13 protein-coding genes are annotated in these 12,756 nt (G+C 60.6%); all 13 read left to right on the top strand.

Annotation, left to right across the window (positions count from 1 at the left end; all coding sequences use genetic code 11):
- Positions 1-156 precede the first annotated feature (156 nt).
- Positions 157-2,568 carry a type II secretion system secretin GspD gene (gspD, locus tag AAG689_RS18360; protein WP_406623201.1) on the top strand — a complete coding sequence of 804 codons (2,412 nt, stop codon included), beginning with the start codon at positions 157-159 and terminating at the stop codon, positions 2,566-2,568.
- A 58-nt stretch (positions 2,569-2,626) separates the two neighbouring features.
- Complete coding sequence (locus AAG689_RS18355) at positions 2,627-3,064, top strand: hypothetical protein (RefSeq protein WP_406623200.1); 438 nt, start codon at positions 2,627-2,629, stop codon at positions 3,062-3,064.
- Positions 3,065-3,257: 193 nt separating this feature from the next.
- Entirely contained in the window at positions 3,258-4,196 is a 939-nt protein-coding gene (locus AAG689_RS18350; RefSeq protein ID WP_406623199.1) for a hypothetical protein, read from the top strand.
- Positions 4,197-4,554: 358 nt separating this feature from the next.
- Entirely contained in the window at positions 4,555-5,232 is a 678-nt protein-coding gene (locus tag AAG689_RS18345; protein WP_406623198.1) for a hypothetical protein, read from the top strand.
- Positions 5,187-5,477, top strand: a complete 291-nt coding sequence (locus tag AAG689_RS18340) for a hypothetical protein (protein ID WP_406623197.1) — start codon at positions 5,187-5,189, stop codon at positions 5,475-5,477. Before AAG689_RS18345 ends, AAG689_RS18340 begins: the two co-directional genes overlap by 46 nt.
- A gap of 39 nt (positions 5,478-5,516) precedes the next feature.
- Positions 5,517-6,416 (top strand): peptidyl-prolyl cis-trans isomerase, encoded by a 900-nt coding sequence (locus AAG689_RS18335; protein ID WP_406623196.1) that lies wholly within the window; start codon positions 5,517-5,519, stop codon positions 6,414-6,416.
- 215 nt (positions 6,417-6,631) lie between these two features.
- The gene (locus AAG689_RS18330; RefSeq protein WP_406623195.1) at positions 6,632-7,201 is read left to right on the top strand and encodes a glycosyltransferase family A protein; all 570 of its coding nucleotides are present in this window, start codon (positions 6,632-6,634) and stop codon (positions 7,199-7,201) included.
- Entirely contained in the window at positions 7,189-7,611 is a 423-nt protein-coding gene (locus AAG689_RS18325; RefSeq protein ID WP_406623194.1) for a hypothetical protein, read from the top strand. Before AAG689_RS18330 ends, AAG689_RS18325 begins: the two co-directional genes overlap by 13 nt.
- Positions 7,608-8,831, top strand: a complete 1,224-nt coding sequence (locus AAG689_RS18320) for a glycosyltransferase (protein WP_406623193.1) — start codon at positions 7,608-7,610, stop codon at positions 8,829-8,831. Before AAG689_RS18325 ends, AAG689_RS18320 begins: the two co-directional genes overlap by 4 nt.
- A gap of 74 nt (positions 8,832-8,905) precedes the next feature.
- A complete protein-coding gene (locus AAG689_RS18315) occupies positions 8,906-9,643 on the top strand; it encodes an ABC transporter permease (protein WP_406623192.1) in 738 nt (245 codons plus the stop codon).
- On the top strand, positions 9,643-10,869 hold the full coding sequence (locus AAG689_RS18310) for an ABC transporter ATP-binding protein (RefSeq protein WP_406623191.1): 1,227 nt from the start codon (positions 9,643-9,645) through the stop codon (positions 10,867-10,869). Before AAG689_RS18315 ends, AAG689_RS18310 begins: the two co-directional genes overlap by 1 nt.
- On the top strand, positions 10,866-11,759 hold the full coding sequence (locus AAG689_RS18305; protein WP_406623190.1) for a lysophospholipid acyltransferase family protein: 894 nt from the start codon (positions 10,866-10,868) through the stop codon (positions 11,757-11,759). Before AAG689_RS18310 ends, AAG689_RS18305 begins: the two co-directional genes overlap by 4 nt.
- Positions 11,756-12,754 (top strand): bifunctional 2-polyprenyl-6-hydroxyphenol methylase/3-demethylubiquinol 3-O-methyltransferase UbiG, encoded by a 999-nt coding sequence (locus tag AAG689_RS18300; protein ID WP_020226506.1) that lies wholly within the window; start codon positions 11,756-11,758, stop codon positions 12,752-12,754. Before AAG689_RS18305 ends, AAG689_RS18300 begins: the two co-directional genes overlap by 4 nt.
- Positions 12,755-12,756: the final 2 nt, after the last annotated feature.

The raw sequence follows: 12,756 nt of genomic DNA, 5'->3' as shown, positions 1-12,756 counted from the left end.
CAAGGCCGTGTTCCTGTCCACCGACAACCGGCGCATAGAGCGGCTGCTGGAAGCGGGTGCCACCCCGCCGAAAGCTCCCGCGCCGGTGCGTGCGCGCCGGCCGTGAGCCGGACGCGCCTGCGGTATGCAGCACCAATATATTGGAGTGACATCTCTATGAATATCAGGCCATCCATCCTCATGCTGGCATTGCTTGCAGTGGGTTGTGCCAGCACGAATGGCGTGCCCTCCGCTGACGAGGCTGTCCAAGTTTCACCGTCGGCAATCTCTCCGTTGCCCGCTAAGCAGGCAGTTGCAGCCGCGCCCCAACTCGCCACGCAGTCTGGGGCACAGCAGGCACAGGCAGAGCCTGCATCGACCAAGGCGCACCTGTTCCCGGGCAACGACAACCAGTTCAAGCCCGATCTCAAGCCCAAGATCGATCCCATGCTCGCGCGTGGAGACAAGGTGTCTCTGAACTTTGAGAACATCTCCGTTGCCAATCTAGCCGAAGCCTTGCTGGGCGACCTACTCAAACTCAACTACACCATTGACGCGGGTGGCGATGCCGTCGTCAGCCTGCACACCCGCCAGCCTCTCCCGCGCAGCCAGGTACTTGAAGTGCTCGACGCTGTGCTGCTGCCGCACGACCTTGTCATCAACCGGGACAATGCTGGGGTGTACCACGTCACCAAGCGCTCGGTCACGGTGGGGACGCGTCCTATTGTGGGCGCGGCCAGGGTCAAGGATCTAGCAGGATCGGGCACAGTCATCGTGCCGCTCAACCACATCGCCGCAGCCGAGATGGCCAAAATTCTGGCACCCCTGGCATCGCGTGAGGCTATCACCTACGTTGACAGCATCCGCAACCTGCTCGTCCTGCAAGGCAGCAAGTCTCAGATCAGCGGATGGCTGGAGATGGTGGAGGCCTTCGATGTGGATTTCCTTGCGGGCATGTCGCTAGGCGTATTTGTGCTGGAAAACGCCAATGTCAGTGTCGTTAACGAAGCACTACAAGCCATGCTGGGCAGCGACGGTACCGGGTCTTCGCCATTTGGCGGCAGCGGCGGCAGTCCTGCGTCGCCGAGGACGGGCGGCTCTTCTGCCCCTCGTCCCGGGGTGGGCGGCTCCGTAGTTGCTAACCCGGCTGCCAATAGCCCGGTGATCACTTCGGCATCTGCTGGCCCCTTGTCCGGCTTGATCCGCCTATTCCCCGTGGAACGGCTCAATGCGCTCGTGGTCGTCACACCGCGTAGCCACATCCTCCAGCAGGTCGAAACCTGGATCCGTCGCCTCGACAAGCCTACCGATGGCCTAGAGCACAGCCTGTTCGTTTACTCCGTGCAAAACGGCTCAGCCGTCAAGATGGCAGAGATGCTTAACGGACTCTTCGGGGCGGGTGGGGCGGGTGGGGTGGGGGGCGTGGCGGCGGGATCCGCGCCCTCGCAGTTCGGCTCCTCCCGCAGCAGCGGCATCTTTGGCAGCGGTCAGCAAACCTCCATGGGCAATAATCAGTCGAATAACAGCTTCGGTTCGTTGGGGACTCTGGGAACTGGAGCGCAGACCAATAACGCAACTGCGGCGCCTGCAACGTCTGTCAGCACGCTCGAAGGCAACGTCCGTATCGTGGCGGATGCGTCGCGCAACGCGCTCATGATCCGAGCGCCGCGCGCAGAATACCGGCGCATTGAGCGTGCCTTGCGCGAGCTTGACCGTGCCCCTACCCAGGTGCTCATCGAAGCCAGCATTGTCGAGGTCAGCCTCAACGGGAATCTGAAGTACGGCGTCGAATGGTTCATCGAAAACCACATGAGCGGCGACCGTACGGGCCAAGCATCATTGCTGAACTCGAACAACAGCTCGGGAAACATTGGCACCAAACAACCGGGCTTCTCCTACACCATCCTCAACAAAGCGGGCGCCGTGCGCGCCACGCTCAATGCCCTGGCTGCCAATTCGCAACTCAAGGTACTCTCCAGCCCCTCCGTGCTCGTGTTGGACAACCACAGTGCCAGCATCATGGTGGGCAGGCAGCAACCCATCAAGACATCCACCACCATTGCCAGCACTGGCGGTTTCGCCACCGAGAACATTACCTACAAGGATACGGGTGTGGTGCTCAATGTCACGCCATCCGTGAACGCCAGTGGGCTTATCACCCTCGACATCTTGCAGCAGGTCACGGATGTGGGCGAGGAAGATACTGCCACCCGACAGCGTTATTTCCTCGCGCGTCAAATCCAGACACGCGTAGCGGTACGCTCGGGCGAGCCTATCGTTCTGGGTGGGGTCATCAGCGAAAACGAAACTGCTGGTAACAATGGCGTGCCAGGCTTGCGCAATATTCCTCTTCTGGGTGCTCTGTTCTCCACCTCCGAGAGCACCAGTGCCCGCACCGAACTGCTGGTCATGCTCACCCCGCGGGTGCTCGAAGACGACGATGCGCTGCGTTCGGCCAGCGCCGAAATGCGTGACCGCCTGCGTGGCCTGACCACACAAACCAACCTCACCCCGTTGCCACAATTGGACCCTCCCCGAAGCGTGCCACCCTCGTTCAAGGACGCAATTAGCCCGCTGGCGGCCCCCTGATTGCAATGGGGTGCTTGGCCTTGTGCCCCTTCTTTAACCTACAAGGAGAACATCACACATGACGACGTCCCTGCCGCATCGCCGGCGCCTGCTGTGCCGCTCGGTATCCATTGCCAGCCTGGTGGCGCTGAGCTTGATGGGCTGTGCTTCAGTGCCAGGCCATGGTGCGAAAACCCAAGAGGCATTGCTGCAGCGCGCCACCGCCTACTGGCAAGCCATGAAAGACAACGACCGCGTCACGGCCTGGGGCTACGAAGAACTGTCGAAAAAGCCTGACTGGACTCTGCAGGGGTATCTCAAGCGTGGAGGCCTCGTTTATGACGAGGTAAAGGTGCTGAGCGCCGGCGCCATCGAGGGCGATCGCGCTGCGGTCCATGTCAAGATGACTTATTCGGTTCCGGCGGTACGTGTGAAGAACATCACGGCCGAGCGGCAGGATCAGTGGATCTGGATCGATGGTCAGTGGTACCATGCTGACCGTCCCGCTGTTCAGTGACTTGAATGGGCGCGATGCTAAAAGGCTCGTTGCAGCAGTGCAACAGGCAGCGGTTTTTTTTAAAATAGCATTGCACCCGGTTGAAATGCAGGATGGCTGGGGCTAAGATCAGCATAGCCCAAACGGTTTGACGGATGGGTTGCACAGCCCGCAAGGGTGGGAAGCTTCCTTCTTTTTTCTAAGGATCTTTAAGATGAAAAAATTTGCTCTGGCAGCCGTTGCGGCAGCGGCAATGACCGGCGGCGTCGCTCACGCCTACACGGTCGGTACATACTCTGATGGTTTCGTGGTCCCCAGCGTTGAATTGACCGCCAGCGGTACGACCGCCGTGGGTATCATTAACCGTACCAATTCCGTGGTGCCGGTGTTCTGGGTTTTCCATGACCAAAACTCTGGTCACGTGCTGGACGGCTGCTTCCCCATGACGGCAAACCAATACAAGGGTGTGGCCTGGGGTAGTGATCTGGGTGATGCTTCCGTTGCTGGTCTGAAGGGCTATCTGGTATTTGCCGCTGGCATTAACACCTCTGGCACTGCGGCTGATGCAGCGGCAGTTTGCAATGCTGGCTCCGTGGGTACGAATACTGCAGCACTGCTGTCCGCCAACGCATTCCAGGTGGATACGGCTAGCAGCGATGTGGCTGTGGTGCCGGTGATCGACGGCCCCCTGACTCTTGCTGCTGCTCCTTTGAACAACCTCAAGGATCTGAGCGAACGTAGTCTGGTGAGCATCGCTGGTGCAGCCCAAGTCACTCCTGGTACGGGTCCTGTTATCACGGCCCGCTACGCCAAGGGTGTGGCTGGTGCTAAGACTGTTGTGAACGTTTGGTCCACGGGTGACCACAGCGGTCGCCATACGGTGGACATCTATAACAGCCAGCAGCAGCGTACTTCTACCAACTTCGTGCTGACGAAGGCTGAACTGGATTTGTTTGATCCCTCGACCATGGTCGGCACCACTGCTTTCACTGATGGTTTCATCGAGTGGAACGCAGGCAAGGTTCCTGCCAATTTCAAGAGCGTGAACGGCGAGAGCGCCCTGGGTACTACCTCTGGCTCCGTGTTCGTGTACAGCACGATCAGCCTGCCGGCATTTGGCGCCGTCCAGACGCTGCTGGGTGCAACGCAGTAATGGTGGCTTGACAGAGAGGTGGCCGATAGGTCATCCTCTGTCTCGCATCAAAAGTGGCGCAAGCCACTGACCGTATTCAAATAGCGCCTTCGGGCGCTATTTGTTTTTTCACTTATGTGTTCTGAAGGCTTTAGGGGGTGTGTATGGGCTGGGTGCGTACTCTTCATTGTGGTGTGCTGCTGGCGACTGCAGTCATATTGGCGGCATGTCAGGCCACGGGGGGGCGCATACGGCGGCGTTGGGCCGGCCCATCCAAGTGGAGCGGCTGAAGTTGGACGTGCCTGACGCGTGGGGTGGCGAAGTGCGTTGCACCGCTAAAGCTGGTTGCCGCTTGCTAGCCGTGGAACATGAGAACAGCATGCTGGTATTGCACCAACTGGGTCCGGGGCGCACCTCGCGCTTACTGGATAAACAGAAACTGGCATACCACCCCGATGGGGCTGCATGGCTAGAGGATGACCTCGTGGTAGCCTCTGTGGAGGCCTCGCACAGCCTGGATGTGTACCGCGTAGAGGGCGAGCGTCTGCGGCTGTTGGAGCAAATTGATGTAGGTATTCCTCCGCGCGACGTGGTTGTTGTAAGCTCCGAGCAAGGGCGCTACCGCTTGTTGGCTACGCCATACAGCCGCAACGAAGTGGCTTGGGTGGACTATATACCGGGCGAGCCTGCTGCGCGGTCAGTACCAAAGGCCCCCGCCGGGCAGGTGACCCGCGTCAAGTGGTGCGAGGCGCCATGGCATCCCGTGCGTGTGGAGCGAGCGCCAGGGAGTCCCACGGGTGGCGTGGCCGTGGCATGTCTGGACGAGCAGCGGGTGCTTTTTGTGCCTCACGACGATTTGCTAGGGATGCCGCAGGTATTGCTCAAGGTGCCGGGCGAAGAGCGCATTGTGTCGCGCCAGGCCCGGATATCGCCTTCGGGCCGCTGGTTGTATGTAGCGCTGGAGCTGGGTGGGCGCAACCTGCGCATCGATATGGACAGTGGTGCATTTCAATGGATTATTGCTCCGACGCCAGGGGGGTTTCGACACTGCCGCTGACCGATGATGTGGTGGTGTGGGGATTTGATACTTCCCTTTACCTGCAGCGACTAAGCTCCGGGGGCGAAGTGCTGGAAACGCGTTGGCTGGATGTGAGCGGATTTCCCACGGGCTTGCAATTGAAAGATGTAGATGGTGATGGTGAAGATGACTTGATCGTGCTTAATTCTGCCTCGCTGCCTCAGAAGAAAGCGGGGGTTGAAGTGATCTATGGTCCCGTGTGGGAACGCGCGCAGGTGCGATGATCTAATGCGGTAAGGCGTTTTTTTGATGAGTACGGACTGATGGACATGATGAAGCAAGTGAAGCGTTGGATAGCCGTGGCGGTCTGCGTATTGGCGAGTTCGACCGCATTGGCTGTCGCCTCGAGTGGAAAGCCTCTGGCTCGCATGGCTAATGGCGAGTTGATCGGTGAGCAGGATCTGGCGGATTACCTGGAGCGGCGTATGGATTTGCGTGGAATTGCACGCAATGTATGGGGCGTGGAACAGGTGGTGCGAGAGATGGCGTTGACCCGTGTGCTGAACCTTGAGGGTGAGAGTTTGGGTATCCCCCGTAGCGGTGGTGGTGAAGCAACCTTGCGGTTTGACGATGCGTACGGGTTGGGGGTACAGAGTAAGCAGGAGCCTGTTTGTGAGCGCCCGGCGAATGATCGGGAGGCGCGCAAGTATTTTGATGAAAACCCCCAAGCGTTCATGGTGCCTGCTCAGGCGCGGGTGCAGCGGATGATGTTGCCTGTGACCTTCGAGATAGAGGGCCTTCCGGCCATGGAGTGGCTGAAGGCGCAGGCTCAGGCTATTGATGGTGGTGGTGTCCAGTTCGCCAAAGTGGCCCAGCGTGCTCAGGATGTCTATACGTTAGAGCCACAGGGTGATCTGGGTTGGATTGATTTAGAGGGTGACAACGCGATCGTGGCATCTTTAAGAGCGGCTAAGGCGGGTGCGGTGCTGGGGCCGCTGCGTGAGGGTGATTTCAGCTACCTGTTCCAGGTGGTGAGTCAGCGGCCGGCACGTCAACTCACATGGGACGAATCCAGGGCTTTCGCAGCAACTCGAGCTGTATCGTATTGTCAGTCTAATGGACGCGAGCAGTTGCGCGCGAGGTTGTTCAAAAAATATGGAGTGGAGATTGATGGCGGAGCCATCCGCGAGTTTTTCGCGAAGACAATCTGGCTGAAACGGTAAGATTTGTTTTGATCTATAGTGTTTGGGTGCTTGTTGCGTTTGGTTTCGAAGATTAATTATTTCTGATATTAGGTTTTGGCGGACGTTCGTCGCTATGGTTTTGAATGGTTACTATTCATGGCGAGGATGTTTGTTAGCCTGTTTGGTCTATTTCTCCAAGCTGCCTGCGTGTAGAACATGCCAAATGGGCGTTCTTCGAGCAGGTTGTTTTTTGCATGTCCTTATTGATGCGCGCTTCTGTTTTAATACCCGTTAAGAATGGCGGCGCTTTGTTGGGTGAGGTGCTGGATGCCGTACTGGCGCAGCAAGCGCCCTGGCCTTTCGAAGTGATCATCGTGGACTCGGGTTCGCGCGATGGCTCGGTGGAATTAGCGCGTCAGCGTGGAGTCCGAGTGGAATGCATTCCACCCGCGGAATTCGGCCATGGACGTACCCGCAATTTTGCGGCCTCCCTGTCCTCGGGGGAATTTCTCGTTTTTATCACGCAGGATGCCAAGCCGGCCGATGTGCATTGGCTCCGCAACTTGGTGAATGGCTGTGATGCGGCGCCCGATGTCGCGGGGGCATTTGGCCCGCACCGTGCTCACGTCGAGGCTCGGCATGTAACGCACCGCGAATTGGAAATGCATTTCGGGGGCTTTGGCAGGGATCTCTCCATTGCGCGGCTGGAAGACAGCGAGAGGTTTGCCCTCGATCCTGGCTATCGCCAATGGCTGCATTTTTTTCCAGCAATAACTCCTGTATCCGTCGCACAGTTTGGGAAAAGCTGCCTTTGCCCGACGTGACTTTTGCTGAAGACCAGACTTGGGCGCTACGCGCCGTGGAGGCTGGCTATGGAAAAGCTTTTGTACCGGATGCGGTGGTGTTCCATTCGCACGACTTCGGCGTGTGGGAAACGCTGCAGCGCAATTTTGACGAGGCGCGCTCGTTTCAGAGGTATTTTGGCTATCGCCTGCAAAATAGGCCAGCGCGAGCCTTGACGTCAGGCTTGGGATTAGCTAGGCGCGATTGGGGCTGGCTACGTAACGCAGGGCTGAGAGGTTGGCGTCTGTTTAAAAATGGAATGTATATGGCGTTGATCGAGTGTGCGCGCACCACGGGCCAGTACCTGGGTACGCGCCATGATAGCCTGCCCGGTTGGCTTCTCCGCAGTGTGTCGCGGGACGAGCGCTTGCAGCGCGCAGGAGGCGCATGATGGTGTTGCTGGTGCACCGCGCGCGGCAGGTCTCCGCGCTATTGAAGCGCGACGGAGTGTGGGGTGCTTTACGTGCCATCTGGCGCCGGTTGCGTTACGGCCCGGCCCAGCCGCAGTATGTGGACGTTTTTGGCCACTATAGCTTTGCGCTGCCCCATGTCATCCGGCCGGCACCAGGGCAATCCGAGCCCGGCACATTGCTATGGTTCATTCCTGACTTCAACATCGGTTCGGGCGGGCACACCACCATTTTCCGCACAATCTGGCATCTGGAGCAAAAAGGATACCGCTCGGGCATCGTGATCTGCAAGCCGGTTATGCACCAGAACGCGCAGGACGCTCGTGCAGAGATTCAGGAGCATTTTTTTCCGCTACAGGCGCAGGTGTATCTGGGGTTTGCGGGGCTACCACCTTGTGAGTTCGCCATGGCCACTGGCTGGGACACGGCTTACAGCGTGCGTGCTTTCACGGGCGCGAGGCACAAGCTGTACTTTGTGCAGGATTTCGAGCCGTATTTCTACGCCATGGGCAGCGAACATGTGTTGGCGGAGAACACCTACCGGTTTGGGTTTTTTGGCATCACGGCGGGTGATTGGCTGGCCGGCAAACTGGCGCAAGACTATGGCATGGTCACCCATCCTGTGCGGTTCGGTGTGGAGCAGGAGCGTTATCGTCGTCGGCCGCGCCGCGAGCCTCACATCCGTCGGGTGTTCTTCTATGCCCGCCCACCTACGCAGCGCCGTGCGTTCGAACTGGGGCTGTTGGTGCTCAAGGCGGTGTGGGAGCGGTTGCCGGATACGCATTTCATCATGGCGGGATGGGACACGTCGAACTACAGCATTCCATTCCCGCACCTGTCTTGTGGCACGGTGACACCGGATGAATTGGCCGACGTTTTCAGCCAGTGTGATGTGGCGCTGGTATTGTCGTTGACGAATGCTTCGCTGATGCCGCCGGAACTGATGGCCTGCGGCTGCACCGTAGTATCCAATCGGGGCCTCAACGTGGAATGGCTGTTGAGCGAGGACGTGGCTGTACTGACCGATGCCACACCTGAAGCTATGACTGACGCTGTGTGCGGGCTTTTGCAGGACGACGCCCGGCGCAGTGCCTTGAGTGCGCGCGGCGAGGCCTATGCGCGTGACCTGCACTGGGCTGATATGGCCGACCAATTCGAAGCCGGTTTGCAGAAGGTGCGTGCCGGCAGCGCGCTGTCATGACTTCTGCGTCACATTCTCCAGCTCAGGAGACTGTGCGCCAGCCGCGCCAGCTCTGGGTGCTATGGCGTTATTGGATGGTGCGTGAGCTGAAAACGCGCTATGCAGGCTCGGTGTTGGGGCTCGCCTGGGCTTTCGTGCAGCCGCTGGCCACGTTGGCCATTTTCTACGTGCTGTTCGGCATGGTGCTGGCAGTCCGTGTGCCGGGGCTGGACGTGGATCATGGCTACCTACTGCATTTGCTGGCGGGGCTGGCAGTATGGCTGCCCTTTACCGACGCGTTTGGCCGGGGGATAGGCAGCTTGGCTGCGTATGAGGACTTTTTGCGAAAACAGCCGATGCCGGCAGAGATTCTGCCCGCAGTGGCAGTGGGCGGCAGCCTGTTGATGATGGCGATTGGCTATGCGCTGCTGCTGGTGCTGTGCCTGAGCCAGGGCGTGGCGCTGCGCGCCACCTGGGCTTGGCTGCCCGTGCTGGTGGTGATGCAGGTGGCGCTGACCTATGGGTTGACGCTGATGTTCAGCATGGCACATTTTCTGTGGCGCGACGTGGGCTCGATGATGTCCTTTGCGCTGCAACTGTGGTTTTACCTGACCCCCGTTGTCTATCCGCTGGCTCAGGTGCCCGAGAAGTTCCATGGCTGGTACTTGCTCAACCCGCTGGCCTGTCTGGTGCTGTGCGTCGAATGGGCCTTGCTGGGCATGCCGATGCCGGGGAGTACGCCCTATGCCTTGCTGGCCTGGACGGTGATCCTGGGCGGCGGCGGGTGGTGGTTCTTCCGGTCGATGAAGTCGGCTTTGGGCGAGGCGCTGTAATGAGCATCCGGTTCAACGGCATAGAAAAGCGCTATGCGGTGTATGCCCGCCCGCAGGATCGGCTGTGGGAGTGGCTTTCCGGGCGGCAGCGCCACCGCGTGCACGTAGCGCTGACGGGCGTTGATTTCGACGTCAAGCCGGGGGAGACCTTTGGCCTGATCGGTGAGAACGGAGCCGGCAAGAGCACGCTGCTCAAGATTGCTGCCGGCACCATCCGGCCATCCACTGGCGCGGTAGAACGGGTGGGGCGCGTGGCCGCGCTGCTGGAACTGGGAGCGGGCTTCCATCCCGAGGAGTCGGGCAGCGACAACATTCGCTTTATGGCGGCGCTGCACGGGCTGGAGGGCGAGGCGATGGACGTGTTCATCGCCCATGCCACGGACTTTTCGGAACTGGATGCCGACACGTTGGCGCGGCCGGTGAAGACCTATTCGTCGGGCATGTTCATGCGACTGGCTTTCGCGGCCGCCACGGCGATCGAGCCGGACGTGCTGATCGTCGATGAAGCCTTGTCCGTGGGGGATCTACATTTCCAGAAGAAGAGCCTGGATCGCATCTTGCGCCTGCGCGAGCGCGGGGCCACGGTGCTGTTTTGCTCGCACAACCTGTACCAGGTGCGCAGCCTTTGCCAGCGCGCGGCGTGGATCCATGGGGGACGCGTGCAGGCGATCGGGGCGACGGAAGATGTGGTCACCGCCTATGAGGCCCACGAGCGGCGGCGATATGCCCATTTGCGCCTGGAAAACGCGGAAAAGCAGAAACGGCAGGAAGCAGCACAGGAAAAGCCGGTGGCCAAGCCGTCGATGGCGGCGTTGGCCAAGATCGTGTGCCTGACGACCGAGACGGCCGATGGAATCAATCCTGCCCAGGTGGATTCGTTCCAGGATTTTCTTCTCGATATTGAAATCGAGTCATACAGCGATGAGCCATTCCACGTCATGTTTGCCATTGTGCGGCCGGACAAGGACAACGTGTTTGGCTCCAGCACCCAGTTTCGCGCCCAGGGAGAACCGCTGCGGGGCATGGGCACGCACAGGATCCGGGTGCGCTTTCCGAAGCTGCCGCTGCTCTCGGGCGAATACCTGTGGAGCGCCTACGTGCTCGATGACTCGGGTTTTCAGGTCATCGACATGGCGGAACTGATCCAGCCTTTCACAGTGCTCAACGAGAAGTACCGGGAGTTTGGCGTGACCTGGCTCGAACATGATTGGGTGCTGGTGGAATGACGCGCGACTGGCTGCTGGACTGGGTGTTTCCGTCGCTGGCGCATATTCCAACGACATTGCCTTGGTGGCTGGCCGCGAAAATCGGGCGTGAGCGTGGCGCTGAGCGCCGCCATCTGCTGCGCTGGCTAGAGTCGCGCTTCGCGCAGATCTTTCCGCAGGCATCGTCTTCAGACCATGCCCACTGGGCCCGTGCGCATCTGGACATGCTGGCGCAGGAGATGATGGATGCCATGGCGTTCCACCGACTGGGCAGGCCGAGCGGGCCTTCCATCGACGTGGCGGGGCTCGGGCACGTACAGCGATTGCGCGAGCAGGGCCAGGGCTTCATCCTGGTGCTGAACCACTTCGACCGGCAATTGGCCGCGCCGGTGGCCTTGGCGCACCAGGGGATTCACACCCACGTGCTGACCATGCCGGTGTTGGACAATCCGGAGCTTGATGGCGCCCATCGCCGCTTTCTGCTGCGCAAGGTCCGGGGCTATGCCGAAGTCACCGGGGGAAACTGGCGCACCACGAACGAAGGCCTGGCTCCGGTGCTGGAAGGCCTGCGGGCGGGGCAGGGGTGGGTGATCTGGGCCGATGCCTGGCAGCCGGGGTTCAAGCGCCTGAGGCGGCATCCGTTTCTCGGCGGGCGCTTGACCCTGACCACAGGAATCGAGCGCATGGCCCGATTCACCAATGTTCCGCTGCTGTACGCAGCGACATACTCCGGCGGTTCCGGCCGCTTGCGCGTCGCCGTCGAGCCGCTGCCGCCGGAGCCGCAACTGGCGATCGATGCGGTCGTCGCGCGGCTGGAGCGCGATGTCAGGGAGCGGCCCTGGGCATGGTGGTGCTGGGGCCAGTGGGACCAGATGTGGTCGCCGCCGACTGAAGGGGGAGAACTCGCTTGAGCAACATTGAACGCTATGACTATGCCTTCGACCCCGAGGGCGAGGATTGGGCGGCGCGGTTGATCCGGCAACTGCCACCTCCGGGCGCGGTGCTGGAACTGGGGCCGGGCCCTGGCGCCATGACCAAGGTGCTGGTGGAGCGCGGCTACCAGGTGACAGCCGTCGAAAATGACCCGCAGGCCCTGGAGGCGCTGCAGTCCCTGGGCGTGCAGGTGATTGAGGGCGATCTCGAGCGCGCCGATTGGCTGTCCGAACTGGCGGGCAGGCGCTTCCATGCGATCTTGGCATGCGACGTCCTGGAGCATCTGCACCAGCCGGAGGCGCTGTTGCAGAACCTGGCAGGCTGCCTTGAGCCATCGGGGCGGCTGGTCGTCTCGGTTCCCAATATCGCGTATGCGGGCGTGGTCGCTGCCTTGCGCAACGGGGTCTTCGACTATGCCGACAAGGGGCAACTCGACCGCACGCACGTCCGCTTCCTCACCAAGCGTAGCGCAGAGAAGATGCTGCTGGACGCCGGCTGGGTGCCGCGCTACTGGGGTGCCAACCGCATTCCGGTGACGCGCAGCGAATTCGCCTGGTGCTGGAATGGGCTGACGGACGGGTTGCGCCAGGAGTTGCAGTGCAACTGGCCCGATTTCGACGTATACCAGTGGATGGTAGTGGCCACCCCGTCGCACGATGGCCATGTGGCCGAAGCGGCGCATGAGCGCTTCAAGGCCGAAAGGCTGCGGCACGAATTGCATGCCCTCAAGGCCGTGCATGACCAGGAGCATGCCTCGCTGCTGGAGCACCAGAAGGCATTCGCCGAGGCCAAGGTGATCATCGCCCGGCTGGAGGCGCAGCAGGCTTCCCTGCAGTCGGCGATGGACGCGGCCAGCGAAGCATCCGCGGCAGAAAAACGCACTCTGCAAACGGATCTGGAGCAACTGCGCGCCGAGGTGTCGGCCAGTCAGTCGCGGTGGTGGCTGCTGCGCCGCCTGCTGGGGCGGCGATAGGA

Origin of the sequence: Acidovorax sp. SDU_ACID1, from assembly GCF_045291395.1 — a bacterium.
In the GTDB taxonomy this organism is placed as follows: Bacteria; Pseudomonadota; Gammaproteobacteria; order Burkholderiales; family Burkholderiaceae_C; genus MR-S7.
The sequence above is the reverse complement of the archived record's forward strand: the minus strand, read 5'-3'. Positions and strand labels throughout refer to the sequence as shown.

What these genes read in the sequence shown, in the direction of transcription:
- gspD (WP_406623201.1), top strand. Translation starts at nt 157, where the DNA reads ATGAATATCAGGCCATCCATCCTCATGCTGGCATTGCTTGCAGTGGGT.
- AAG689_RS18355 (WP_406623200.1), top strand. Translation starts at nt 2,627, where the DNA reads ATGACGACGTCCCTGCCGCATCGCCGGCGCCTGCTGTGCCGCTCGGTA.
- AAG689_RS18350 (WP_406623199.1), top strand. Translation starts at nt 3,258, where the DNA reads ATGAAAAAATTTGCTCTGGCAGCCGTTGCGGCAGCGGCAATGACCGGC.
- AAG689_RS18345 (WP_406623198.1), top strand. Translation starts at nt 4,555, where the DNA reads ATGCTGGTATTGCACCAACTGGGTCCGGGGCGCACCTCGCGCTTACTG.
- AAG689_RS18340 (WP_406623197.1), top strand. Translation starts at nt 5,187, where the DNA reads ATGGATTATTGCTCCGACGCCAGGGGGGTTTCGACACTGCCGCTGACC.
- AAG689_RS18335 (WP_406623196.1), top strand. Translation starts at nt 5,517, where the DNA reads ATGGACATGATGAAGCAAGTGAAGCGTTGGATAGCCGTGGCGGTCTGC.
- AAG689_RS18330 (WP_406623195.1), top strand. Translation starts at nt 6,632, where the DNA reads ATGTCCTTATTGATGCGCGCTTCTGTTTTAATACCCGTTAAGAATGGC.
- AAG689_RS18320 (WP_406623193.1), top strand. Translation starts at nt 7,608, where the DNA reads ATGATGGTGTTGCTGGTGCACCGCGCGCGGCAGGTCTCCGCGCTATTG.
- AAG689_RS18315 (WP_406623192.1), top strand. Translation starts at nt 8,906, where the DNA reads ATGGTGCGTGAGCTGAAAACGCGCTATGCAGGCTCGGTGTTGGGGCTC.
- AAG689_RS18310 (WP_406623191.1), top strand. Translation starts at nt 9,643, where the DNA reads ATGAGCATCCGGTTCAACGGCATAGAAAAGCGCTATGCGGTGTATGCC.
- AAG689_RS18305 (WP_406623190.1), top strand. Translation starts at nt 10,866, where the DNA reads ATGACGCGCGACTGGCTGCTGGACTGGGTGTTTCCGTCGCTGGCGCAT.